This window comes from Luteibacter sp. 22Crub2.1, from assembly GCF_900167995.1.
Taxonomy (GTDB): Bacteria; Pseudomonadota; Gammaproteobacteria; order Xanthomonadales; family Rhodanobacteraceae; genus Luteibacter; species Luteibacter mycovicinus.
The window spans coordinates 18,425-42,905 of sequence record NZ_FUYT01000025.1; the positions used below are offsets into that span (position 1 = coordinate 18,425).

At 61.1% G+C, this 24,481-nt stretch carries 21 protein-coding genes and 1 pseudogene; 17 read left to right on the plus strand and 5 right to left on the minus strand.

Features of this window, described 5'->3' with window-relative positions:
- Positions 1-3: 3 nt before the first annotated feature.
- The 5 genes from csrA to B5X73_RS19795 form a co-directional block, all read right to left on the minus strand.
- A complete protein-coding gene (csrA, locus tag B5X73_RS19775) occupies positions 4-207 on the minus strand; it encodes a carbon storage regulator CsrA (protein WP_079523008.1) in 204 nt (67 codons plus the stop codon).
- 302 nt (positions 208-509) lie between these two features.
- Entirely contained in the window at positions 510-3,143 is a 2,634-nt protein-coding gene (gene alaS, locus B5X73_RS19780; RefSeq protein WP_079523009.1) for an alanine--tRNA ligase, read from the minus strand.
- 71 nt (positions 3,144-3,214) lie between these two features.
- Positions 3,215-3,721: a regulatory protein RecX gene (locus tag B5X73_RS19785; protein ID WP_036114731.1), complete on the minus strand. Its 507-nt coding sequence runs from the start codon at positions 3,719-3,721 to the stop codon at positions 3,215-3,217.
- Positions 3,708-4,748 carry a recombinase RecA gene (gene recA / locus B5X73_RS19790; RefSeq protein WP_036114733.1) on the minus strand — a complete coding sequence of 347 codons (1,041 nt, stop codon included), beginning with the start codon at positions 4,746-4,748 and terminating at the stop codon, positions 3,708-3,710. The genes B5X73_RS19785 and recA overlap by 14 nt, the downstream gene beginning before the upstream one ends.
- A 97-nt stretch (positions 4,749-4,845) precedes the next feature.
- A complete protein-coding gene (locus B5X73_RS19795) occupies positions 4,846-5,355 on the minus strand; it encodes a CinA family protein (protein ID WP_036114736.1) in 510 nt (169 codons plus the stop codon).
- Between the two features lie 283 nt (positions 5,356-5,638).
- Between B5X73_RS19795 and B5X73_RS19800 the strand changes: the two genes are divergently transcribed.
- The 17 genes and pseudogenes from B5X73_RS19800 to B5X73_RS19895 form a co-directional block, all read left to right on the plus strand.
- A complete protein-coding gene (locus B5X73_RS19800; RefSeq protein WP_079523010.1) occupies positions 5,639-6,304 on the plus strand; it encodes a hypothetical protein in 666 nt (221 codons plus the stop codon).
- A gap of 12 nt (positions 6,305-6,316) precedes the next feature.
- Positions 6,317-7,486 carry a peptidoglycan-binding protein gene (locus B5X73_RS19805; protein ID WP_079523011.1) on the plus strand — a complete coding sequence of 390 codons (1,170 nt, stop codon included), beginning with the start codon at positions 6,317-6,319 and terminating at the stop codon, positions 7,484-7,486.
- A 1-nt stretch (position 7,487) separates the two neighbouring features.
- A complete protein-coding gene (locus B5X73_RS19810) occupies positions 7,488-8,039 on the plus strand; it encodes a hypothetical protein (protein WP_079523012.1) in 552 nt (183 codons plus the stop codon).
- Between the two features lie 758 nt (positions 8,040-8,797).
- A pseudogene (locus tag B5X73_RS19815) lies at positions 8,798-9,214 on the plus strand (hypothetical protein); the annotation flags it as partial.
- Between the two features lie 134 nt (positions 9,215-9,348).
- The gene (locus tag B5X73_RS19820; RefSeq protein ID WP_079523013.1) at positions 9,349-10,386 is read left to right on the plus strand and encodes a VirB8 family type IV secretion system protein; all 1,038 of its coding nucleotides are present in this window, start codon (positions 9,349-9,351) and stop codon (positions 10,384-10,386) included.
- Positions 10,386-11,195, plus strand: coding sequence for a TrbG/VirB9 family P-type conjugative transfer protein (locus B5X73_RS19825; RefSeq protein WP_239708995.1), 810 nt, complete (start codon positions 10,386-10,388; stop codon positions 11,193-11,195). The genes B5X73_RS19820 and B5X73_RS19825 overlap by 1 nt, the downstream gene beginning before the upstream one ends.
- Entirely contained in the window at positions 11,192-12,439 is a 1,248-nt protein-coding gene (locus B5X73_RS19830) for a TrbI/VirB10 family protein (RefSeq protein WP_079523014.1), read from the plus strand. The genes B5X73_RS19825 and B5X73_RS19830 overlap by 4 nt, the downstream gene beginning before the upstream one ends.
- Positions 12,440-12,446: 7 nt before the next feature.
- The gene (gene virB11 / locus B5X73_RS19835; RefSeq protein ID WP_079523015.1) at positions 12,447-13,487 is read left to right on the plus strand and encodes a P-type DNA transfer ATPase VirB11; all 1,041 of its coding nucleotides are present in this window, start codon (positions 12,447-12,449) and stop codon (positions 13,485-13,487) included.
- A 49-nt stretch (positions 13,488-13,536) separates the two neighbouring features.
- Positions 13,537-14,553 (plus strand): transglycosylase SLT domain-containing protein, encoded by a 1,017-nt coding sequence (locus tag B5X73_RS21565; RefSeq protein WP_176167898.1) that lies wholly within the window; start codon positions 13,537-13,539, stop codon positions 14,551-14,553.
- 131 nt (positions 14,554-14,684) lie between these two features.
- Positions 14,685-15,104 carry a TrbC/VirB2 family protein gene (locus tag B5X73_RS19845; protein WP_043693050.1) on the plus strand — a complete coding sequence of 140 codons (420 nt, stop codon included), beginning with the start codon at positions 14,685-14,687 and terminating at the stop codon, positions 15,102-15,104.
- Positions 15,097-15,408: a VirB3 family type IV secretion system protein gene (locus B5X73_RS19850; RefSeq protein ID WP_043693047.1), complete on the plus strand. Its 312-nt coding sequence runs from the start codon at positions 15,097-15,099 to the stop codon at positions 15,406-15,408. Before B5X73_RS19845 ends, B5X73_RS19850 begins: the two co-directional genes overlap by 8 nt.
- A gap of 63 nt (positions 15,409-15,471) precedes the next feature.
- Positions 15,472-17,937: a VirB4 family type IV secretion/conjugal transfer ATPase gene (locus tag B5X73_RS19855; RefSeq protein ID WP_079523017.1), complete on the plus strand. Its 2,466-nt coding sequence runs from the start codon at positions 15,472-15,474 to the stop codon at positions 17,935-17,937.
- Positions 17,938-17,979: 42 nt separating this feature from the next.
- Complete coding sequence (locus B5X73_RS19860; RefSeq protein ID WP_079523018.1) at positions 17,980-18,789, plus strand: hypothetical protein; 810 nt, start codon at positions 17,980-17,982, stop codon at positions 18,787-18,789.
- Between the two features lie 92 nt (positions 18,790-18,881).
- The gene (locus B5X73_RS19865) at positions 18,882-19,964 is read left to right on the plus strand and encodes a TrbL/VirB6 family protein (protein ID WP_079523019.1); all 1,083 of its coding nucleotides are present in this window, start codon (positions 18,882-18,884) and stop codon (positions 19,962-19,964) included.
- Positions 19,965-21,659: 1,695 nt separating this feature from the next.
- The gene (locus B5X73_RS19880) at positions 21,660-22,229 is read left to right on the plus strand and encodes a hypothetical protein (RefSeq protein ID WP_079523022.1); all 570 of its coding nucleotides are present in this window, start codon (positions 21,660-21,662) and stop codon (positions 22,227-22,229) included.
- Between the two features lie 1,042 nt (positions 22,230-23,271).
- Positions 23,272-23,637 carry a hypothetical protein gene (locus B5X73_RS21445; RefSeq protein ID WP_254857345.1) on the plus strand — a complete coding sequence of 122 codons (366 nt, stop codon included), beginning with the start codon at positions 23,272-23,274 and terminating at the stop codon, positions 23,635-23,637.
- A 603-nt stretch (positions 23,638-24,240) separates the two neighbouring features.
- On the plus strand, positions 24,241-24,481 hold a 241-nt coding region (locus tag B5X73_RS19895; protein ID WP_139382663.1), incomplete at its 3' end, for a transposase.

The window sequence follows — 24,481 nt, forward strand, 5'->3', positions numbered from 1 at the left end:
ACCTTACTGGTCGTGGTCGTCCCCGGAATGGCTGCCGGCGTCGCCTTCGTTCTTGATGCGCTGGTAAATCTCTTCGCGATGGACTGCGACATTTTTCGGTGCATTGATGCCGATGCGCACCTGGTTACCTTTGACACCCAGAACGGTGACGGTCACCTCGTCGCCGATCATCAGGGTTTCACCGACCCGGCGGGTCAGAATCAGCATGATTGATACTCCATAAAATCAGGTATTGGCTTCCCCACCAACGACAACCTCACCCCGAGTGCTTGCCGTCGATGGATTGACGTTTCGACCATCGAAGGCCGAACTGCCTTCCCCGGCTCTAGTTGTGTGTGTCGCTGACCAGCTGTCCTGCCATTCCGATCCGAAGGACCGACACCGAAAATTACGTTCGGCATTCGGATCATACTAGCTGAGCCAATCCAGCGTAAGCAACGCACACAGCCGTGAAGACGTGTACCAAAGCGCCTTTACGGCACTTTGGTACGGGTCCATCTATCTCCCGTTCAGCGCAGACGAGCTTCCACCCACGCAGGGATGCTTTCGAGAATACCGGGAAGCGCCGGGCTGTCGACGCCACCACCCTGGGCCATGTCAGGGCGGCCACCGCCCTTGCCGTCGATCTTCGAGGCCACTTCGCCCACCAGATCGCCGGCCTTGACCCGGCCCAGCGCGGCGCCGCCGACGCCTGCCACGAGTGCCACGCGACCATCCACCGCACCTGCCAGCACGATGGCGCAATCGCCGAGCTGCTGCTTGAGCACATCGACGCTGTCGCGCAGCGACTTGGCATCGAGACCTTCAATACGGGCGGCGACGACTTTGATACCGGCGACATCCACCGCCGAGGCGGCGAGATCGGCCGAGGCGGAGGTGGCCGCCTTGGCCTTGTAGGATTCGATTTCGCGCTCGAGCTTCTTCTGTCGATCGAACAGCTGACGGAGTTTTTCGACAACTTCGTCACCGGTCGCGGCAAGCAGTCCGGAGACCTCGCCAAGGACGCGTTCTTCATCCGAAACACGTGCCATGGCTCCCGCGCCAGTCACCGCCTCGATGCGTCGTACGCCAGCGGCGACGCCGGATTCCGCCACGATCTTGAACAGACCGATGTCGCCCGTCCGGGACACGTGCGTGCCGCCGCAAAGCTCCGTCGAGAAGTCGCCCATCTTCAGCACGCGCACTTCGGCACCGTATTTTTCGCCGAACAGCGCCATGGCGCCGAACTCGATGGCCTCGTCGTAGGCCATGTTGTGCACTTCGGCGGCATCGTTGTGGCGAATCTCGTCGTTGACCATGCGCTCGATCAGCGCGAGCTCGTCGGCGGTCAGCGCCTTGAAGTGGGAGAAATCGAAACGCAGGCGCTCAGGAGCCACCAGCGAGCCCTTCTGCGAAACGTGGTCGCCCAGGACGGTACGCAGCGCGGCGTGCAACAGATGGGTCGCCGAATGATTCAGCACCGTGGCCTGACGCTGCGAGGCGTCCACCGCGGCGCCGACGATGTCGCCCTTGTTCAGCGGCGCGGACCCCTGCCAGGTTCCGAAGTGCGCGAAGAACGCGCCACCGACCTTCTGCGTATCGGCCACGGCCAGCGCGCCCGAAGGATTGCGCAGGACGCCGGTATCGCCCACCTGGCCGCCCGACTCCGCGTAGAACGGTGTACGGTCGAGCAACAGGAAAGCTTCTTCGCCGTCGGAGAGGCGATCCACCGACTTGCCGTCACGTACGATCGCGAGCACCCGGGCATCGCTCAGCTCGAGGCTGTCGTAGCCGGTGAAAACCGTCGGCGACACCGCGCTGGCGACTTCCGCGGGCAACTGGGCCCTGGTCGAGAAGTTGCTGGCGGCGCGAGCACGCGTGCGCTGCTCGCCCATGGCCTGCTCGAAGCCGTCCATGTCGACGCTCATGCCGCGCTCGCGGGCGATGTCGGCCGTGAGATCCACCGGGAAGCCATACGTGTCGTACAGACGGAAAGCGTCGACGCCGGGAATCACCTTTTCCGCCCGGGATGCGATGTCGTCGAACAGACGCATGCCGTGCTCGAGGGTTTCGCCGAAGCGCTCTTCTTCGTTCTTGAGCGCCTGCTCAACGAACGCCTGCTTCTTCGCGATATCCGGATAGGCCTCACCCATCTCGGCGACCAGCGGCGCGACCATCTTCCAGAAGAAGTCGCCGCGCACGCCCAGCATCCAGCCGTGGCGCAGGGCGCGACGGATGATGCGGCGGAGCACGTAGCCACGACCTTCGTTGGAGGGCAGCACGCCGTCGACGATGAGGAAGGAGCAGGCACGGATATGGTCGGCGATGACGCGCAGCGACTTGTTCGACAGGTCGGCGGTGGCGGTCAGACGACCGGCCTCGGCGATCAGGTGGGCGAACAGGTCGATTTCGTAGTTGGAATGCACGTGCTGCAGCACGGCGGCCAGGCGCTCGAGACCCATGCCGGTGTCGACGCAGGGCGCCGGCAGCGGCGTCAGCGTGCCGTCCGGGGCACGGTCGAACTGCATGAAGACCAGGTTCCAGATCTCGATGTAGCGGTCGCCATCCTCGTCGGGCGAGCCCGGGGGGCCACCGGCCACGTCGGCACCGTGGTCGAAGAATATCTCCGTACACGGACCGCACGGGCCCGTGTCGGCCATCTGCCAGAAGTTGTCGGAGGCGAACGGCGCGCCCTTGTTGTCGCCGATGCGGACGATGCGGTCCACCGGGACACCGACCTCCTTGTTCCAGATATCGAAGGCCTCGTCGTCCGTGTGGTACACGGTGACCCACAGGCGCTCGGCTGGCAGCTTGTAGACGTCGGTGAGCAGCTCCCAGGCGAAGCGGATGGCGTCGCGCTTGAAGTAGTCGCCGAACGACCAGTTGCCCAGCATTTCGAAGAAGGTGTGGTGGCGGGCGGTGTAGCCCACCGCGTCGAGGTCGTTGTGCTTGCCGCCCGCCCGCAGGCAGCGCTGGACGTCGGCCGCACGGACGTAGCCTGGCTTTTCGCTGCCGAGGAACACGTTCTTGAACGGCACCATGCCCGAGTTCGTGAACAGCAACGTGGGATCGTTCGACGGCACCAGCGATGCCGAAGGCACGATGGTGTGGTCCTTGGAACGGAAGAATTCGAGGAAGGTCGAACGGATTTCGGCGGTTTTCATGAGCGATCGTGGCTTGGAAGCTGCGAGACGCGTTACGTCGACGCTCCGTCCAGAATCAAGGCTCGTTGCCTTCAGTCGTCGTCGGCGTCTTCCGCATCGGCGTGGGTTAGACCACGTACTGTGGCGGCGGCGAAGCCGCGACGCAAGAGGAATTGCGCCCGCCGTGCCCGTTCAGCGGGGTCGGCCGAGGATCCGCCATAGCGCCGACGCAGCTGACCGGCGGCCAGATCGTCCCAATCGATGTCCGTTTCCTCCATCAACTGGCGGATCGTGGCATCGCTGACGCCCTGACTGCGAAGTTCGGCCCGGATCCGTGCCGGCCCGTAGCCCTGCCCGGCCCGACTGCGGAACAACGAGGCGGCGAAGCGATCGTCGTCCTGGTAGCCCTGGTCGCCCAGCCGCTCGACGGCGGCAGTCGACTCATCACGCGTAAAACCGCCGCGATCAAGCTTCTGCCTGAGTTCGCGGCGGGAGTGTTCGCGCCGGGCAAGTAGCCCAAGCGCCTTGTCGTACGCGGTACGGGTGGGGCGATCGGCCTTGCCGTCGCCCTTCCCCGCGCCTTTATCAGACTTCCTCAAGCTCGTCGGCCTCGGTCGAGGCTTCGGACTTCGGACCGGCCTTGACCAGCAGGCGCGCGCGCAGTTCCGCGTCGACTTCGTTGGCCATGGCCGGGTTGTCGCGCAGGAACTGGCGGACATTTTCCTTGCCCTGGCCGATGCGATCGCCCTTGTAGCTATACCAGGCGCCCGACTTGTCGATCAGGTTCTCCCGCACGCCCAGCTCGATGATCTCGCCTTCGCGCGAGGTGCCCTCGCCGTAGAGGATCTCGAACTCGGCCTGGCGGAACGGCGGAGCCACCTTGTTCTTGACGACCTTGACGCGGGTCTCCGAACCGATGACTTCGTCACCCTTCTTGACCGCGCCGATACGGCGAATGTCCAGACGAACCGAGGCGTAGAACTTCAGCGCGTTACCACCGGTGGTGGTTTCCGGGCTGCCGAACATCACGCCGATCTTCATACGGATCTGGTTGATGAAGATGACGAGGCAGTTGGTCTTCTTGATGTTGGCCGTGAGCTTACGCAGGGCCTGGCTCATCAGACGGGCGTGCAGGCCGACGTGGGAGTCGCCCATTTCGCCCTCGATTTCCGCCTTGGGGGTCAGCGCGGCCACCGAATCGACCACGACCATGTCCACGGCGCCCGAGCGAACCAGCATGTCGGCGATTTCGAGCGCCTGCTCACCGGTATCCGGCTGGCTGACGAGGAGATCGGCGACGTTGACGCCCAGCTTCTCGGCGTAGCTCGGATCGAGCGCGTGCTCGGCGTCGACGAAGGCCGCCGTGCCGCCGTTGCGCTGGCAGGACGCGATGGCCTGCAGGGTCAGGGTCGTCTTACCGGAGGATTCCGGGCCGTAGATTTCGACGACACGGCCACGCGGCAGGCCGCCGATGCCCAGGGCGATATCGAGGCCGAGCGAACCGGTGGACACGGTATCGATGTTGTCGTCGACACGGTCGCCCAGACGCATGACCGCACCCTTGCCGAACTGCTTTTCAATCTGGCCGAGGGCACTCGCCAGCGCCTTGCGCTTATTGTCGTCCATCGTGGTATCCGGTCTCGTGTGTAGGTGAGTATCTTGCCGGACCGTCGTCTCAGGGACTGCGATCCGCAATCCCCAAGTTTGCCATAGCCCGGACGGTTCAGCCCTTCAGTTCCGCAGTCATTCCAGCAAGTGCGGCCGCGACCGTCTGCCGCCGCACCGCCTCGCGGTCACCATCGAAATGGTGAAGCGTGGCGTGGGCATAGCCCCCGCGGCGCTTCCAGCCGATCCAAACGGTGCCGACAGGTTTGTCTGGCGTGCCGCCGGACGGGCCCGCGATGCCGGTCACCGCCACCGCGACACCGGCGCCATACCGGGCCAGTGCACCGGACACCATTTCCAGCACGGTCTCCTCGCTGACGGCGCCCGTCCGCTCCAGCGTGCGCGGGTTGACCCCGAGCAGCGACTCTTTCGCGCTATAGCTGTAGGTCACGACGCCGGCTTCGAACCACGCGGAACTGCCGGCCAGATCGGTCAGCGTCTTGGCGATCCAGCCGCCCGTGCAGGACTCGGCGGTCGCGACCATCACCCGGCGCTCCTGCGCGGCGGCGGCGACCTCCTGGGCCAGCGCCATGAGTTCGGCATCGGTGGGCATGAGGTCAACGGCCATCCGGGGATCCTGTCGGGCAAAGAGAGAACTTCTAACCCGGAAGGTGGCGGGCTGTCGATGCGAAGCCAACCCCAATCCGGACGATTTTTCAGAAAAGTTCTATGTACGACGCATTGTCGCGTCCGGCCAACGCCGCTACGATGGCAACCCATGATTGGCATGCAACGACGATCCTTAGTTGCCGACCCGTCGTCGCAAGCTGGTCCAGAGCGCCGCCCTCCCCTACCAACGCGTACTGCCCATCAAACCGTCTGCTTCGGCAGGCGCAGGAAGAAGCACCCTCATGAAAAGGAACGTCACTCGCAACGTGGCGCGGCTTCGCGTCGCTGTCGCCACCGCCCTGTTCGTCAGCACGCGGCCGTTCGCGCTGCCCGCGCCGCCGCTGCCGACCGTCCCGGACGACGTCCGCGCCGCTCTCGCGCCCGACGACCTGGTGCTCGCCTTCAAAACCGGCGAGTTGACCGGCAACGGCACGAAAGGGCTCGTCGTTGCCGTCTACCCCGGCGCACGTTACGTGGAAGAGCCCCGTCATGGCGGAAACAACCCATGCAAGCTGATCGTGTTCACCGATCACGAGGGCGCGTGGAAGGAAACGGCTCGCAGCGACAGCGCGGTTGACTGCGTCAACAACCCTTACATGAGTCGCCCGCAGGAAATGATGGGCATTTACGACCTGGAAATCGCCGCCGGCACCATCCGCTGGGCAAACGCGACCCATCGCCAACATCACACGTTCGAGTTCACTTACGACGCCACGAGAAAGCGGTGGAACGTCCATGCGATGACGCAGGACTTCCCTGTTGAGCGGTCAGCCGACCCCGACGCGCCCCTGGGCGCCGCCCACGGTGAAATCGTCTCGCCTCGCGACTTTCCCGTCACTCCGATGGAAGACCTCGATCCCGACCGCCTCTGGCCTCTGCTCGTCAAACACACCACAACCACGTTCTGAGCGGAGGGAACCGTGAGCACATTCAACCAACACTCGACGACACTGCTGAAGCGCGCGATCGACAAAGGAATCACCTCGCCCGCCGAGCTGGCCAATCTCATGGGCCAGGCCGCGGTGGAGTCGATGAACTTTCATCGCGTAAACGAAAGCATGATGTATTCGAGCGCGGATCGTGCGCTCAGCCAGATCAAAGGCCTTGGTTCCAGACACACCCGCGAGGAGGTCGACGCGGCACTGGCTACGCGAGATCCCGAGACCATTGCAAACCTCCTTTACGACACCCACCCCACGCTTGGTAACCGGGAGCCAGGGGATGGCTGGCGTTTTCACGGGCGCGGCGTGATCCAGTTGACCGGACGCTCCAATTACGAAAAGTTCGGGCGACTCGTGGGCGTGGACCTGGTCGAGCACCCGCACCTTGCCAGCGAGCCCGACGTTTCCGCCGATGTCGCCATCGCCTACTGGAAGGAACGATGCAGAGACATCGATCCTACGGACGTACGCGCGGCGACCAAGGCCATCAATGGCGGCAGCAATGGCTACGCCGAGCGCGTCGCGGCGGTGAATCAGTGGTCGACCGTCATCACGCCCGAGCTCGTCGAAGGGATCCGTAACCAGACCATCGGCACCGAAGACCTCATGGCGATGAATGCGTCGCACCACGCGCCGGCTTCTTCCACCCTGCGCGAGGGCGCTCGTGGGGATCGGGTGCGTGAACTCCAGACGCAACTGCATGACCTCGGCTACGCGTTGCGCCCGGATGGCGCTTACGGCAACGCCACACGGCTCGCCGTCATGGCGTTTCAGCAGAACCACGACTTGGTCGTCGACGGGATCGCGGGAGTGCGGACGCTCGATCAAGCCACAACGGCGCATGAAACGCTCATGCAGAACAGGGGCCCATATGTCAGCGCACCCGACAGACCTGATGGAAATGTCACGCGGCAGACGTCGACGCACGACATGTTCGAGGCACTGTGCCGTTCGGGCGCCGAGGGCGACGTGGACGCCTTGTGCCGGGTCGGTCGGATCTATGGCGAAACGTTGGACGGGCAGACCTGGTTGCTTCAGGGTGAACGGAGCAACCAGCAGGCCCTGACCGATTCGCTCCCGGTGCAGCCCGCAGCGGAACAGGCGCCTACCCAGGTCGCGGAGCAAAGCGCTCCAGCGATGGCGCTCTGACATGCTGCCGATGACCCGGACCGACGCTGAAGAGATCACGGTCAAACTCGGCATGTTCGCTTCTGGCCTGCAGGGCCTGGGCGAGCGCCTGACGCGACAGGCGGAGTTGTCGCACGCCGAACTCGTCCGCGCGGCGGAGTCGCTTGCACTGACCGCGGAGACAAGCGCACGCGACGCGACCGCCGAACTTGCCCTGCGCGCTGGCGACGCGATCGTCGCCAGCGCCGCCGCTGCCGCCGGCGATCTCGAGCGTGCGATGACGCAGGCGTCGACCCGGCTGACACGTGCAAGTACGGCGCTGGAAGCGAACGTCCACGCCCTGAGACGCCTGCACGCCATCAGCGCGTGGAAGGCGCTGGCCGCCGCAGGCGCGGCGGCGGTCTTCGCGATCTGTGGCGCCTGCGTGCTCAGCTGGACGACTTACAAGCGTATGGACGACGCCGCGTGGTTCGACGAGGTGCAGGAAGCGCGCGCGCACGGGCGCCTGCAACCCTGCCCTGAAGGCGGCGTGTGCGTCTATGTCGGTAAACGCTGGCACCGCCTGGGCCACTGAGGGCAACGGTTGGCCGTTGCTCACATGTTTTTCAGGGCGACGCACATTGCCAGCACCGGCGCTCCTCCTTCAGCATGGCACCCCCGTTTTTGAATGCGGCAAAAACTCAGCCAGAGACACGGCTGTCGCACGAGTGACATCGCAAAGTGACAACGTTTGCATCCGCAAGGAAGCGTGCGCCTTGGTTTCAAGCGCAACCTTCACGAGACATACACATTCCAAACGTTCTCGTAAGCATTAACGCACGGCAAGAATGTGATCTGCGTCAACTTTCGGTTAGCTCAAGACATGATAAGGGCTGGATTTGTGTGATATTCGCCACAGAAAACGGTTATACAGCCCACTAGTCAGGAATGCGGCGTTGCGCTATCTTAACAACGTGGACTGAGATCCGCAGAAGCGTTTTGGGGAATCACTGGTTCGGTGCGGCAACTGCGAGTGGCGATATCTCTATCGCTCCGGGGGTCGTGCGGCCATTCTTTGCTGGCACGTAATGCAAGGGCGCGCAGGCGCTCGATACAGGATGTTCTATGGATGATTTGCATATCGCTCGGGGCCGGTTGGCCCGAGGTTCCAGCTCCTCCAGGGGAGTCCTTTGCCGTTGGCGCGCGTCGCGCCACGGCTCATCGACCGATACCGGTCTGGCAAGTCGCCAGGCGGCACGTTCCGTCGTCATTTTCGTAGCGATGTAAACGGTTTCTCGACCCCGCGTCCGGGCTTCCGCGACGAGGGCCGCTGATGTTTTCTGTTTGCTTTTCATGACTTACGAGCCACGCGTGAAAAAAATCCTGCACCCTGCCCTTACTCTCTTCCTCGTCTCCGGATTTGTCCTGCTGCTGTCCGCATGCGGCACGCCGCCGGCGAAGGACTTCGGCGGTCGCTGGCGTCCGGTCAACAAGTACGACGACAAGGTGGTCGAGATCCCGCTCGCCGTGCCTTATACGTATTACGCGGCGCCGATGGACGGGACGCTGAAGACGATGCTGACGCGGTGGACCACCGATACCGGCATGAAGCTGGCCTACAAGCTCCGCTCCGACTTCACGCTGCCCAAGACCACGTCCGCCATCCACACGACGGAGGTCCGCGACGCCGCGTCACAGCTCAGCGCGATCTACGCCGCGCAGGGCGTCGCAGTGGTCGTCGACGGACCGCAGTTGATCGTCGAGGAAGTGAGCGCGATCGCCCCGCCGACCGCGCCTGCCGCGCCGGCTCCGGCATCGGCGCCCAACGCCGCCGTCTCCACAGGCGATGCGGGCAACGTCGCCGCGACGCCCGATTCGAAGTAACCGCCAGGCAGCGCACTCACATGCTCAAGAAGAAAAGTTCGCCGAAGATCGACGCCGCCGTGCAACAGAGCGTCAACTTCGAAGTTACCGTTGCCGACATGGCCAGACGCAGCGAGCGTCGGGCTTGGATCGTTGCGCTTTGCTCGCTCGGGGTCTCGTGCATTCTTGTGGGTGGCTATTTCTACATGCTGCCGCTCAAGGAAAAGGTGCCGTACATCGTGATGGCCGACCCGTACTCGGGTACGAGCTCGCTCGCGCGCCTCACCGAAGACCTGGTCAACAAGCGGGTCACTACGAACGAAGCCGTCAATCGCAGCAACATCGCGCACTTTGTCCTGGCTCGCGAGGCTTATGACATCGCGCTGACCAACATGCGCGACTGGCCCACCGTGCTGACCATGGCCGCACCCGACGTTGCGCGGCCTTACATGAATCTGCACTCGACCAACAATGACAACAGCCCTTACAAGCTGTACGGCAAGAACAAGGCCGTTCGCGTCAAGATACTCAGCATCGTGCTCATTGGCGGTGGCCAGGGCTCGCCCCCGAAGGGCGCCACCGTACGCTTCCAGCGCAGCATCTACGACAAGACCAACGGCGCCACGTCGGTTCTCGACAACAAAATCGCGACGATGGAGTTCTCGTACAACCCGAACCTCCGCATGGACGATCAGAGCCGCGTCGAGAATCCGCTCGGCTTCCAGGTCACGAGCTATCGAGTCGACAACGATTACGGCTCGACGCCGCCGGCCGAAGTACAGGTCAATCCAGCGGCTACGGTCAACCCGAACGCGCCCGTCGCGCCGACCGCCCCGGGCGTGGATCCCGACGACCTGCCCGCTGCGGGTGCGGCGCCCCAGAGCGCTGCTCCGCAGGGTTACGCGCCCGGCGCGGCGACCAACGACACCCTTCAGCGCAGTGCGATGCCGACGGCTCCCATTCCGGTCGACGGCGCCTACGCCGCACCACCCTCCGCAGGAACCCCGGTTCCCGTGCCTTCCAACGCCGCACCTGCGGCTCGTTCGCCCCGTAGCGCCGCCAATGGAGGGCGCCGTTGATGAATCGACCAATCAAGCTGAGTCTGCGCACCGCCGTTGGTGCAGCCGCGATGTGCCTGGCGCCGTTCGCCATCGCCCAGACCGAGCAGAGTGCTCCCACGGCCGCGATGCAGGCGGTGACCGGCGTCACGTCCTATGAATACCAGCCCGATCGCATCTATCAGGTACGCACCGGCCTCGGCATTTCCACCCAGATCGAACTCAGCCCGAACGAAAAGATCCTCGACTACAGCACCGGCTTCAGCACGGGCTGGGATCTTACCCGGCGCGACAATGTGTTCTACGTCAAGCCGAAGAACGTCGACGTCGACACCAACATGATGATCCGTACGGCGACCCACTCGTACATCTTCGAGCTGAAGGTCGTGGCGACGGACTGGAAGACCCTTGACCAGGCTCGCCGTGCCGGCGTGCAGTACAAGGTCGTGTTTACCTATCCGTCCGACACCAGCTTCATGTCGGAAGCCAAGAAGGTCGAACAGGCGCCTGCGCTCGACACCTCGCTGGTCAAGGGTCGCGATTACAACTTCGACTACGACTTCGCGAAGACGCGCAAGACGCCGCCCTGGCTCGTGCCGATCAACGTGTACGACGACGGCCGCTTTACGTACATCAAGATGCCGGACCTCAAGCAGTTCCCCACGGGAAACTTCCCCACGGTGTACATGCGCGAGAAGGAACACGGCGAAGACGCAGTGGTTAATACCACCGTCGAGGGCAACACCATCGTCGTCCATGGCACGTACGCCTACCTGGTCATCCGCCACGACAGCAATGTCGTCGGTCTGCGAAGGAACACAAAGAAGTGAGCCCGAACAACCCCTATCACCCGGACGAAGAATCCAACGGCAGCAACGTGCCGCCGCAGGATCGTGCCGCCGAGCAGCACGATCCACTGGCAAACAACCCGTATTCGAACAATGCGCGTCAGACGCGACAGCCGGACCTCGACAGCGCCGCACCGCAGCTGACCTCGAACGACATGCAGCGCATGAATCGTAAGGCGCTGGGCCTGCTGGCGAGCATTGCCTTGCTCTTGCTGGTGATCGGTTTCTGGGTATTCGGCGGCAGCAGCACCAAGACCCCGCCGAAGGTCCGCGAAGAAACGGTCAGCATCCCCGAGGCACCGCGCGCTCCGCCGCCGATGCCGCCCGAGAATGCGCCGACTCCGCCGCCCGCGGATCCCATCGCACTGAAGGCACCGCCGGTCCCGTCGCAGATGCCGCCCATGCCGACGCAGCCGGAAGCGCCGCGTGGGCCGACGCTGCTCGAGCGACGCATCGCCGCGTCGAATGGCGGGACCAATGGCGTCGCCAACGCTCCGTCGCAGGAAGGCACCGGATTCAAGTTCCCGCCCGGGGCCTTCGGCGAGCAGACGCCTGCCGCACCTTCCATGAGCGCCAACGGCAACCTCGCCTACTCGGCGAAGGAGCTACCGGATGTGTCGAGCGCCACTCCGCTCACGCATCCGGACACGATCATGCTGCGCGGCACGTTCATCCGCTGCGTCCTCGAGACCCGCATCATCACGGACATCCCGGGCTTTACGTCCTGCGTCGTGACCGAACCGGTGTACTCGTTCACCGGCAAGCGCCTGCTTTTGCCCAAGGGCAGCAAGGTGATGGGCAAGTACGAAATGGAACCCAGCGGCCCGCGTGTCGCGGTCATCTGGGACCGTATCGTCACGCCAACCGGTATCGACGTGAACATGGCGAGCCCCGGTATCGACGCGCTCGGCGGTGCCGGTCATCCGGGCTACTACAACGCTCACTGGGGTAGCCGTATCGGTGCCGCCCTGCTGATCAGCCTGCTCAGCGACGCCTTTAAGTACGAAGCCGCCGAGCACGGCCCGAAGAGCACCACGATCAGCAATGGTGTCGTCACCCAGACACCGTTCGAGAGCAATACCGCGGACACCATTCAGCAGCTGGCCAATCAGGCCGTGCAGCGCCAGGCCAACCGCCCGGCGACCGTCACGATCAACCAGGGTACGGTGCTGGCAATCTACGTCGCCAAGGACGTTGACTTCACCGGCGTGGTCGCGAGGTATTGAGGGAACTATGGACGAAGGCCCGCTAGCACAGGTCAGCAACGACTTCCTCGATTACCAGTACGAAGTGCTGGGCGTGAGGGATTTCCTTGCGTCTTCGGATGTGACCGAAATCTGCATCAACCGGCCCGGCGAGCTCTATCTGGAGCGCAAGGGCGGCTGGCAGCGCGTGGACGTCCCGTCGCTGACGTTCGAGCGTGCGCGGCAGTTCTGTACCGCCGTCGTCAACGAAAGCAATACCGGTCAGCGCATCACGGACACGGATCCCGTGGTGTCGCTGACCTTCCCCACCGGCCAGCGCGCGCAATTCGTCATCCCGCCCGCCGTGGAAGCCGGTCGTGTGTCGATCACCATCCGTCTTCCGTCGAAGCAGACGCGTACCCTCGCTCAGTACAGCGAAGACGGTTTCTTCGACGAAATTCTCGAAGGTGCGAACACGATCAGCCAGGCTGACAAGGAACTGCTCGAACTACGTGCCGAGCGTCGCTATGCGGACTTCTTTCGCCATGCCGTGCTCAGCAAGAAGAATATCGTGGTGGCTGGTGCAACCGGCAGCGGCAAAACGACGTTCATGAAGTCGCTGGTCGGTCACATCCCCGACGACGAGCGGCTGGTTACCATTGAAGATGCCCGCGAGCTGTTCATCGACCAGCCCAACGTCGTGCACCTGCTCTACTCCAAAGGCGGCCAGAGTGCAGCCAATGTAACGGCAAAGAGCTGCATGGAAGCCTGCCTGCGCATGAAGCCTGACCGGATTATCCTGGCGGAGCTGCGCGGTGACGAGTCGTTTTATTTCATCCGAAATTGCGCGTCCGGCCACCCTGGTTCGATCACAAGCTGCCACGCAGGCAGCGTAGAGCAGACCTGGGACCAGCTGGCACTGATGGTGAAGGCCTCTTCAGAAGGCGCTGGACTGGAATTCGCGACGATCAAGCGGTTGCTCATGCTCACCATCGACATCGTCGTACACATCAAGGCACATGCGGGCCGGCGCTATATCACCGGCATCGACTTCAACCCGGCTCGCGCACTGAGCGCGGACGGGGGGTAACACTTAAGACATCGGTCATTAGACAGGAGTTGTAACGGTGATACCGGGAATGGAAATGATGGCGTGCCCCAACCTTGCCGTACCGGCGGAGGTGATGCAGCACGTCGTCAACGTAGAGTCCAGCCGCAACCCGTACGCCATCGGCGTGGTGGGCGGTCAGCTCGTGCGTCAGCCCCAGAACCTCGGTGAAGCCATCGCGACGGTCAAGTCGCTCGAGGATCAGGGCTACAACTACTCGGTCGGCGCGGCACAGGTGAATCGCGCCAATCTCGGCAAGTACGGGCTGGACACCTTCGAGAAGGCCTTTGACTTCTGCCCCAACCTGCAAGCCGGCTCTCGCATCCTCCGCGAATGCTACGACAGCGCAGGAAAGGACTGGGGTAAGGCATTCAGCTGCTACTACTCCGGCAATTTCGTCACCGGATACCAGCACGGTTACGTGCAGAAGATATTCGCCTCAATGGCGCGCAGCGCGGGAACCGCGGTCGCAGCGGCCATTCCGCTTCAGGCGAGGCCGGTCCCGGTACGCGTCGTCAAGGTCGGCAACGGCATGAGGGGCGTGGTCGAAGACAGCCCCAGCTACCGCGTCGCCATGCGCAGCAGCGTGCTCGACAGCGCCGCCGCCGCGATGATCGGCACCGCCACGGGCGTCGCGCCCTCCAGTCGCATGGTCGCCATGCAGACAGTACCGGTGACCAACCCCGCGCTGGTGCAGACGCCACAAACGGCGCCCGGCGCGATCGTCACCGATCCCGATACCGCCGCCATCATGTCGCAGATCGGCGCACGCCTGCCGCAGGTCAATACGCCGTCGCAGGCCGGACGGATACAGACCGATCCATCGACCGCTGCGGCAATGTCGCAGATCGGTGTGTCGGCCGCGTCACCGACCGGCGCGCAAGCCGTACCGCCCGCACAGGATGCCGGCGGCATCTTCGTACCGCAGGTGCACGGACCCAACGACCCACCGCCGGGTGCCGTACGCCAGATGCAACAACCCCAGGGACGACCTGTCGACAACGCCGATACCCGAACGCAGTCAGGCGATGACGCTTTTGTCTTCTGATACGCAGGCCCGTGCCGGACGGATTCCGGGCGGCGCCATGGCACCGTTGGCTGCGCGGCACGCAGCTTTATCCGCTCCGTCGCATGTTGCGTCGGCGCAATTTGATTCAATCGCAACGAAGGAACCGAAAGATGGCCCTGTCCGCCCTCAGCACCACGATCGCCAAGTCCAAGCGCCCCTTGCTCAACACGGTCGCCCTGTTCGCCTTACTTGCCCTGGCCTTCCTGCCGGAGCTGGCGCTTGCTGACGACACCACCCAGACCAAGGTCTGCGGCTTCTTCGGAAGCATCAAGACCATCCTGAACGCCGCTTCCATCGTGGTCGTGACCGTCGCGGTCATCTTCTCCGGCTACCAGATCGCCTTCGCGCACAAGCGTATCGCGGACGTCACCCCGGCTCTGATCGGCGGCGTGATGATCGGTGCGGCTGCCCAGATCGCGAAGACCGTGGTCGGCTCGGACAATGATGAGTGCGGCGCCACCAGCGGCACGTCTCTGTTCCTCATGGACGTGATCAACTCCGCGATCCACCTCGTGTCGTTCCATGCATAAGAACGTACTGTTCCGCGGCTGCACGCGCCCGCCCATGTTCATGGGCGTGCCTTACGTGCCCTTCTTCATGGGTGCCGGCTCGTGTCTGCTGCTGGCCATGTACTTCAATTATTTCTTCCTCCTCCTCATCCCGGTGGTGATCTTCGTGATGCGCCAGATGGCGCGTCGCGATGAATTGATCTTCCGCCTGCTTGGCTTGCGCTTTCAGTTCAAGACAAGGGTCAGGAACGTACGGGAACACGACGGCATGTGGGTGTTTACACCCAACAACTATCGCGACCCGCGTAAAAAGGACAAGCGGTAAATCAAGGACCCACGCCCTGGCACCTCGTGCCAGGGCCTTTCGGCTTTCACGGTATCGACCACCATGTTCACACCCGACGCGCCCATCTCAGCCCACATCACTCTCTCCAGCCACGTCTCCCCCACCGTCGTGAAAACGACCGGCGGCGACTTTCTGTTGGTGTGGCGTCTTGGAGGACTACCTTTCGTCGGGCGAGAAGAGTGGGAGATCGAACACCGTCACAATACGTTCAACCGCATGCTGCAGACGCTGCGTGCGCCGGACTACACCAACGTCGCCTTCTGGGTGCACGACATCCGTCGTCGTCGCACCCTGCGCGACTCGTCGAAGTTCGGCCAGAAGTTCAACCAGGACATGTCGGATCAGTACTTCGACGCATTGTCCGGGCAGAAGCTCATGCAGAACGAGCTCTACCTGACCATGATGTACCGCCCGATGCCGGAGAACCGTCGACTGGCGGAGAAATCCACGAGCGTCGACCGGCTCCAGCAGGAGCAGGCACACGCGATCACAACCATTCTCGAGCTTGCGGGCAACGTAGAAGCCGTACTCAAGGATTACGCACCGTACCGTCTTGGCTTGTACGAAGCTTCGAACGGCATCGTGTTCTCCGAAATTCTCGAACTCTACGGATTCATTCTCAACCGTGTGGACGAGCCGGTGCCTGCGCTGAACGCGCCTGTCTACGACTACCTTGCCATCAGCCGCCAGCGCTTTTCGGCCAAGACCGGCGACTTCGTACTGACCACGCCCAGTGGCGTGAATCACTTTGGCGCGCTACTCAACATCAAGGAATACACCGACGGCACCTATCCAGGCATCCTCAATGGTCTGAAGTACCTGGATTTCGAGTACGTCATCACCCATTCGTTCACACCCATGGGCCGCACAAGCGCGCTGTCCGCGCTGGAGCGAACCAAGGGCATGATGATCTCCTCGGGCGATAAGGCCGTCAGTCAAATCATCGAGCTCGACCATGCAATGGATCAGCTGGCCTCGGGCAACTTCGTGCTTGGCGAGTATCACTTCACCATCGCCATCTACGCGCCCAGCCAGGACCTGCTGTCGCAGCAGATCGCATCGACGCGCGCGGAGATGTCCAACGCCGGCTTCGTCACGGTGAAGGAAGATCTGGCCGTCACCTCCGCGTTTTATGCTCAGTTCCCCGGCAACTGGAAGTTCCGTACCCGACTGGCTAACGTCAGCTCGCTGAACTTCCTCGGCCTGTCGCCGCTGCACAACTTCGCCACGGGTAAGAAAGAAAACAATCCGTGGGGCGAGTGCGTCACCACCCTGCAGACGACCAACGGCCAGCCGTACTACTTCAATTTTCACGCCACCCACCCCGCCGAGAACTCGCTGGGTGAGAAGGCCATTGCGAATACGATGGTCATCGGTAAGTCCGGTACCGGCAAGACCGCGCTGATCAACTTTCTGCTGAGCCAGGTGCAGAAGCTCGACCCCGCGCCGACAATTTTCTTCTTCGACAAGGACCGTGGCGCGGAGATTTTCGTGCGCGCCTGCGGCGGCAATTACCTCGCGCTCGAGAACGGCCAGCCCACGGGTTTCAATCCGTTCCAATGTGACCGCAGCGAAGAGAATGTCCAGTTCCTGGGAAACCTCATCAAAGTACTGGCCGGCAAGAGCGTATACAGCTCGCGCGAGGAAGAGGACATCTTCCGCGCCGTCGAAAACATGCTAGACACGCCGATCCACCTCCGCAACATGACGAACTTCCAGAAGAGCCTGCCCAATCTGGGCGACGACGGTCTGTTCATCCGCATGCGCAAGTGGACTGCCGGCAACTCGCTCGGCTGGGTGTTCGATAATCCGCGCGATACCGTGGATCTGACCAAGGCAAACATCATTGGTTTCGACTACACCGATATCATCGACAATCCGGAAGTCCGCGCCCCGGTCATCAACTACCTGTTGCATCGCCTGGAAGCGCTGATCGACGGTCGCCGTCTGATCTACGTCATGGACGAATTCTGGAAGATCCTCGACGGCAAGGGCGGCCTGAAAGAGTTCGCGAAGAACAAGCAGAAGACCATCCGTAAGCAGAACGGTATGGGCATCTTCGCGACGCAGAGCCCGGAAGATGCACTGGCCAGCGACATCTCGGCCGCGCTGATCGAGCAGACCGCCACCATGATCCTGCTGCCTAATCCGAATGCCAGCCGCGAAGACTACGTCGACGGCCTGAAACTGACCGAAGCCGAGTACCAGGTGGTGGTCGGTCTGGATGAGCGTTCGCGCTGCTTCGTCGTGAAGCAAGGCCACGCTTCGGCCGTGTGCCAGCTGAATCTGCGCGGCCTGGATGACGCCCTGGCGGTGATCTCCGCCTCGACGGACAACATTGAAATCATGCACGAGATTCTGCAGGCACGCGCTGAGAGCGAAGGCGTGTCGACCAATGATCTGAAACCCGAACAATGGCTGGAAGCCTTCTACGAAAACCGCAAGGGAAGCGGCAAAGGCCGGCCCTCACCCCGCCCAACGCCCTCCTCGTCCACGCGCGCCGCCTGACAGGGCGCGCTCAGATCGGTATCGAAATACGGAAACCATGGTATGAAAACGACATCTCGCAAGAACTTAGTCATCCAGGGCTTCGCCAAATGCTCGCTGGCGGCTGCAATTACCTTGGCGGCAGGGCTGAACATCGAACGCGCGGAAGCATCCGGCATACCAGTAGTTGATGCCGCCGCGCTGATCCAGCGCGAGACCTCGTTCGAAAAAGCCGTTGCAGATTTTGCGCAGACTGCGGCGCAGTATGGGAAAGAGATTGCACACTGGGAGAAGACTTACGAGTTCTGGCAGACGCAGCTCGTCAAACTTCAGTCCCTGCAGTTCGATATTTTCTCGATAACGCAGCAGTACAACGAAATCGCGCTCGATTATGGCGTCGCCGAACGATGCCCAGGCGTGTCGGCCGATGCCATTTCGCAATTGAAGTCGTCGATCATGTCAGCACTGACCACCGCGATCAACGCGGATGGCAATATCGTCGACAGGCAAAATCAGATCTGCACCGCGATGGTCGTAGCTGAGAACAAGAAGTACAACTTCACGGTCGCATACTTCAAAGAGCTGGAAAAGCAATCGAGCATGCTCACCCAACTCGCCGCCATTCGCGCATCGATCGGTCAATCCAATGCAAACATGGGCGCGCTCTCGGGCGACACGGGACGCTACAACGCCGCCATGGCTAAAGCAAAAGAGACGTGGGAGACGAATATCACGCAGCAAGACAACGAGATTGCCATGCTGAAGCAACAGCAGTCGATCTTCGCGCGTCGAGCCATGAACGGCCAGCCGACGCTGATCGGATCACTGGTGAATGCGGCCGTCCTCAAGGCTGCTCTCACCGTCGACAAGTAAGCCGGGCAAGATCGATTTGATGTTCACGGATGTCCATTACATAAGCAAGACCGTCGCAGGCACTGCCTGCCGGCACCGGAATCAGGGTTCACATGCCAACTAACGTCGCGGATTATATCTACTACCGGCTTGTCTACGACTATCTCAGCGATGAGATCAGCACGTTCGGCATGACCCTCATGAAAAACATGATGAGCTGGGCCAGCGGTATCGCCCTGGTGCTCGTGACGCTGTGGATCATGTTCCAGGGCTTCCGTATTTTGACCGGTCAGTCACGCGAGCCGCTGATGGCGACCGTCCTCAACATGGGACGCATTGCCGTTATCGTCGGCGCAGCGACGACCATGGCCTTCGCCGGATCTGATCTGCATACCTACCTGACCAAGAATCTCGACAAGGAGATCAACGGTGTATTCACAGGTAAAGACGACAAAACCACCTCGTCGTCGATCGATGAGAACCTCGCTTATACCCAGCTCGCCCTTTCCACTATCAACGGGGTCAAGGTCGTCCAGGGCGACGACGAGATGCAGTCAGCAAAGGATCGCTCGCTCTATATCGCAACCTTCGGCACCGCCTCCCCGCCTATGGCAGCCGGCGCGATGCTGCTTCTCTACCAGTTCGCTATGGCGCTGTTCATCGGACTCGGGCCACTCTTTATCCTGTGCCTCATCTTCGACCAGACCAAATCCCTGTTTCAGCGCTGGCTTATGTACGGCATAGGAACAATTTTTTCGATGGCGTTGCTCAGTGCGGTAGCGGCGATGGTGCTCGAGCTCACCGTGCGTGTAAGCATCGCGTTCTGGGTCAACCGTGGACTGAACACTTTGATGGGAAATCAGCCGGAAGGTCTGACGAGCGTCGCCATGCAGCAAGGCGGCATCGGTCTGCTGCTAAGTATTCTCATTGTTTCGGTTCCACCCATGGCGGCGATGTTCTTCCAAGGGACGCTGGGTAGTGCGCTGACTTACTCAGTGTTTCAGGGTGCGGGTGGTCGACCGGGGCCTCAGGGGCAGCCGCCGGGCTCAGGTACCACTTACGCGCCGCAGATGACTTCGAATCAGCCACATGCAGAAGGCTCATCCAGCGGTTCATTCTCGAGAACGTCGGCTCCGATACAGCCAATACAGCAGGACGCGACAAAGCCATCATCACAAGTGAGACCGGCCCAATGATCAGAAAGCTCTCGTTCCTCGCCATCATTTGGATCCTCGCTCCACTTGCGGCCGAAGCGGAGGGTGGGTGCCCACCCGGACAATATCCACAACAAGGTCAGGGATGGCAAACATGCGTACCGATCCCTGGCCAGCAAGTTTCGTCGCAAGCCACGCTTCCCGCTCCGGTCCAGTGGGGCTCACGCTGGCAGGCCATCGTTACCGATGCTGACAAGGGTGCCCTTGGGACCTCTACTGGCGCCGCCACAGAACAGGATGCTATACGTTCCGCAACAAGCGATTGCAGCGCAAAAGGCGGGCGCTCTTGCGAACTCCAAATTTCAGCATCCAACGGTTGTGTCGCTATGGCAGTGGGTGCTAAGCGCATGCTGACAAGGGCTGCAAGGACAAAAGAAGAAGCAGAATCGTTGTCCGTGAAAGCTTGCAACATGCAAGACGAGAATTGCAGCGTATATTATTCGGCCTGCTCTCTACCCGTACGCATCAAATAAAGTTCACCAAGTAAACTCGTATGCTCGACTGCAACCGCGCGCCGTATCACTGGGGCAGTTGGGCGAGGTTAGCGTAAGATTAATACTGTGCAATTAGATTGTACCGTTCGTCCGATGGCGAAAATGTTCTTTCAGCGAACGCTGGGTAGCGGCGCTGGTTTACCCGTTGTTCCGGGGCACGGGTCGCCGACTAGGGCCTCAGGGGCAGCCACCAGGATCCGGCGATTGGGATACTCCTTCCGGGGCTGTACCTGCACCTGCAAGCAGGACTACTCATTCGGAATCAGGAAATCAGGGAACTCACGGGCGCCCAAACCACTCCGTCTCCTACGATCACACTGCCTAAGGAGACGAATAATCAAATCGCTCGGACTTAAGCATTATGAAGTATCTTTTCTCGATCGCTCTCCTAATCTTGAGCGGTTTAGGTTGTAAGCCGGCAGCCGCCGAGGGCGGTTGCCCCCTGGCCAATATCCACAGTCTGGTCAAGGCTGGCAAACGTGTGTCCCAATCCCAGGTAGCGACAACCGTACCACTTCACAACCGCCCGTAAGGTGGGAGTCTCGGTGGCAAGCAATCGCCAGTGATACGCCAAAGGGAATTCTCGGAACCGCGACGAATCAGAAAAGCGAAGAGGCTGCCGAGCGTACCGCTATAAGCGATTGCCAATCGAAGGGTGGAACTGATTGCTCAGTTCGGATCACGAACGCGAATGGTTGCGTCGCGATGGTCGTCGGCGATAACGTGATGAATACGAATGACGCACCAACGAAGGCGCAAGCGGAAGATAAAGGCATTGCACTGTGCAATAAGGACGATGTGAATTGCAGGGTATATTACTCATCGTGTAGCCCACCGGTAAGATTGCAATAAACTGCACTAATTGAGGTACTCGCAGCATTGCGATGGCGAATGAGGTTCGCTTAATAGCTGACAAAGAAGGGAGCCAGCAACCTCATCGCCAAGGAAGAAAACGGCATAGTGGTCGGTGGTCCAGAATCTCGCCCGCAGCAAGCCTTCATATGCACATCAACGGGGCCAACTTCGTTCGGGGTAACTACGACACGCAACCGGCAAAGAATTACTCGCTGTAGATCGCGGCCGTCGGCAAAACATCCGGCGTGTCTAAGGCCCCATCACCCGTACAGGCCAGGCCACTTAAGCATATGCCGGAGCGGTGTCTTAATATTCGGTGGTTGATGGGATGCTGGTCGTTGTAGAAGTGGATACAGCCTTCGATTGTGCGCATGACGTGGGTCGCGCTTTCGAAAAAGCCGGTGCCCTCATCTTCGTCCAGACCAGATGCCTGTTTCAACGCGGGTTTGTGTACGGCATAGACACGATTTTTTCCATGGCGTTGCTCAGTCCGGTGGCGGCCATGGTGCTTCGGCTCACCGTGCATGCAAGCATCGCGTTCTGGGTCAACCGTGGGCTGAACACTTTGATGGGGAATCAGCCGGAAGGTTTGACGAGCGTCGCCAAGCAGCAAGGCGGCATCGGGCTGCTGCTAAGTATTCTCATTGTTTCGGTTCCACCCATGGCGGCGATGTTCTTCCAGGGGACGCTGGGTAGCGCGCTGACCTACTCGGCGTTCGAGGGTGCGGGTGGTCGACCGGGGCCGCAGGGGCAGCCGCCGGGCATGATCAAGGCACCAAGTTACGCGGGCCACGCGCAAAAAACGGGGGATCAACAAGCCGGAGGCTTCGAGCCACGCCTTTCCGGTACCACTCCTGTCGCACAAGCAGATGCAACGAAGCAATTTTCGAAAACATGAGGGTCTCGCTGTGATTCGCTCCTCCCTTTCTGTGCTGTCACTTGCGCTACTGTTCTTCGTAGCCGCTCCCGTTCGTGCGGAAGGCGGTTGCCCGCCAGGCCAGTATCCTCAGAATGGGCAGGGTTTCCAGACTTGCGTCCCCATTCCTGGGCAGCAACAGCAAACGCAGCAAGTGCCTGTAGCACGCTGGGCCGATCGCTGGCAGGCAACTGCAGCTGATATACCCAAGGGCATTCTAGGGACGTCCAAGGGGCTTGCGAATGCAGGTGATGCTGAGAAACAAGCTATAAATGACTGTCGAGAAAAAGGAGGCACTGCTTGCGAACTGCAAGTATCAGCAAAGAACGGTTGCATTGTGATGGTCGTTGGCGAAAAGACCCTGAACTTCAAGAGTGCAGCCACTGAGAGCGAGGCGAAGCTCGCTGCCTACGAGCAATGTAGCCGCACCAACTCCCAGTGCACCGTTCACTACGCTGAGTGCAGTCCGCCAGTTCGGATTCAATAGATACCCGCCGCCCATACGCCCTACTCGTGATCTGCTGCACTCCAGAGCTGACTGAGTCACTGCATATGCGCGATATTTTCTATGGCAGCCTTGTGTGCGGTCGCCGCCATGCTTCTTGAATTGACGATTCGCATAAGCATCGCGTTCCGGGTCACTCAAGAATGGAATTCGCTGACGGGAGATCAGCCCAAGGGCTTGAGTAGCGTAGCGATGTAACAAGGTGACAACGGTTTGTTCCTCAGCATCGTGGGCGTCTCCGAATCGCCTATGACGGCGATTCTTCCAGGGGACGCTGGGTAGATTCGCACGCTATTCGGTGTTCGGAGGCCCCGGCGGCAATGGCCGGCCCGGAGCGCAGGGGCAACCGCCCGATGCAACAGGGGGCGGCGGATACACCCCGCTGCATACTGATTCACATGGCCCGAATACGACAGGAACCAGCGCGGGCGGTTTTCGACGTAACGGATAACAACACCCGTCCAGACCGTGAACGACGACGTGAAAGTGCAGCCGAAATAAAGCGAGGTGACTAGTCTCATGAAAGAAACAAACTCATTGAGACGGCTGCTACGAGCAAGCTTCATCCTATGTGGCGTGCTTGCCGCTCAAGATACCTTCGCTCAAGTTTGTCCCCCCGGCCAATATCCGGTTGTTGGGCAAGGATGGAATTACTGCGCCCCGACTAAAATCAGCGACCTGCCTCCAGGCCTGTTCGGCCCGCACCAGTCTGCCGTGATCGATGGCAATCCCTCGTTGCGGACATTCCTTAAGGCATCTTGGGTACATCAGTGGACCAAGGTAGTTCAAGCGCGGCCGAACAAGTCGCAGCAGCAGATTGCAGGGAAAAAGGGGGCACTGCGTGTGAAGTTCAGGTCACAACTGGAAATTGGTGCGTCGCTATGATCTTTGGAGAAAAAAAGCTGAACATACAGAGCGTTGATACGAAAAGAAGAAGTTGAAAGAAAAGGCATCGATAGCCGCAACAAAGATGACCAGAACTGCCAAGTTTATTATTCGGCGTGCAGCGTAGCTCAGCGGATACGTTGACTCCCGTCACGTTGCCTCTCCGAAGATCGCAACCTCCTCATCTGCGGCAACGACGAGACAAGGCCAACCCGGTGGCATGATGCTTGGCGGCCCCAACTTCGCACTCCGGAAACCGATTCATTGCGCTTTGTTCCCAGCATCTTGCCGCTGATTATTTTGCTCATGCTATGCACAACCAAGTCCGCGCCTCTAAGAACGTAAGGGTATTTATGAAGTTCTTTTTTTCGACCTTTCTTGCTTTGTGTGCGATTTGTTGCATTCCGGCACACGCCGAAGGTGGGTGCCCACCCGGACAGTACCCGCAACAAGGCCAAGGGTGGCAGACATGCGTGCCAATTCCGGGCGCCTCGCAGGCACAAAGCCCGCCCTCGCCGGCTCCACGTTGGTGTCGACTCCCCGTAAACTTACTCCAGACATAAACCGAGGTCTCCGGGCAAAATATCCCCAAGGAGACCCACGATGCGCAAGAGCAAGTTCACCGAGAGCCAGATCGTCGCGACGCTGAAGCAGGTCGAAGGCGGCAGGCAGGTCAAAGATATGTGCCGGGAGCTGGGCATTTCCGAGGCGACGTACTACGCCTGGAAGTCAAAGTACGGCGGCATGGAGGCATCCGATGTGCATCGACTGCGCGATCTGGAAGCGGAGCACAACAAGCTCAAACGGATGTACGCGGATCTGGCGATGGAGAACCATGGGCTGA

Coding starts and splice junctions, on each gene's coding strand:
- csrA (WP_079523008.1), bottom strand. CDS start 207: ATGCTGATTCTGACCCGCCGGGTCGGTGAAACCCTGATGATCGGCGAC.
- alaS (WP_079523009.1), bottom strand. CDS start 3,143: ATGAAAACCGCCGAAATCCGTTCGACCTTCCTCGAATTCTTCCGTTCC.
- recA (WP_036114733.1), bottom strand. CDS start 4,748: ATGGACGACAATAAGCGCAAGGCGCTGGCGAGTGCCCTCGGCCAGATT.
- B5X73_RS19795 (WP_036114736.1), bottom strand. CDS start 5,355: ATGGCCGTTGACCTCATGCCCACCGATGCCGAACTCATGGCGCTGGCC.
- B5X73_RS19800 (WP_079523010.1), top strand. CDS start 5,639: ATGAAAAGGAACGTCACTCGCAACGTGGCGCGGCTTCGCGTCGCTGTC.
- B5X73_RS19810 (WP_079523012.1), top strand. CDS start 7,488: ATGCTGCCGATGACCCGGACCGACGCTGAAGAGATCACGGTCAAACTC.
- B5X73_RS19820 (WP_079523013.1), top strand. CDS start 9,349: ATGCTCAAGAAGAAAAGTTCGCCGAAGATCGACGCCGCCGTGCAACAG.
- B5X73_RS19825 (WP_239708995.1), top strand. CDS start 10,386: ATGAATCGACCAATCAAGCTGAGTCTGCGCACCGCCGTTGGTGCAGCC.
- virB11 (WP_079523015.1), top strand. CDS start 12,447: ATGGACGAAGGCCCGCTAGCACAGGTCAGCAACGACTTCCTCGATTAC.
- B5X73_RS21565 (WP_176167898.1), top strand. CDS start 13,537: ATGGAAATGATGGCGTGCCCCAACCTTGCCGTACCGGCGGAGGTGATG.
- B5X73_RS19845 (WP_043693050.1), top strand. CDS start 14,685: ATGGCCCTGTCCGCCCTCAGCACCACGATCGCCAAGTCCAAGCGCCCC.
- B5X73_RS19850 (WP_043693047.1), top strand. CDS start 15,097: ATGCATAAGAACGTACTGTTCCGCGGCTGCACGCGCCCGCCCATGTTC.
- B5X73_RS19855 (WP_079523017.1), top strand. CDS start 15,472: ATGTTCACACCCGACGCGCCCATCTCAGCCCACATCACTCTCTCCAGC.
- B5X73_RS19860 (WP_079523018.1), top strand. CDS start 17,980: ATGAAAACGACATCTCGCAAGAACTTAGTCATCCAGGGCTTCGCCAAA.
- B5X73_RS19865 (WP_079523019.1), top strand. CDS start 18,882: ATGCCAACTAACGTCGCGGATTATATCTACTACCGGCTTGTCTACGAC.
- B5X73_RS19880 (WP_079523022.1), top strand. CDS start 21,660: ATGCTGGTCGTTGTAGAAGTGGATACAGCCTTCGATTGTGCGCATGAC.
- B5X73_RS21445 (WP_254857345.1), top strand. CDS start 23,272: ATGAAAGAAACAAACTCATTGAGACGGCTGCTACGAGCAAGCTTCATC.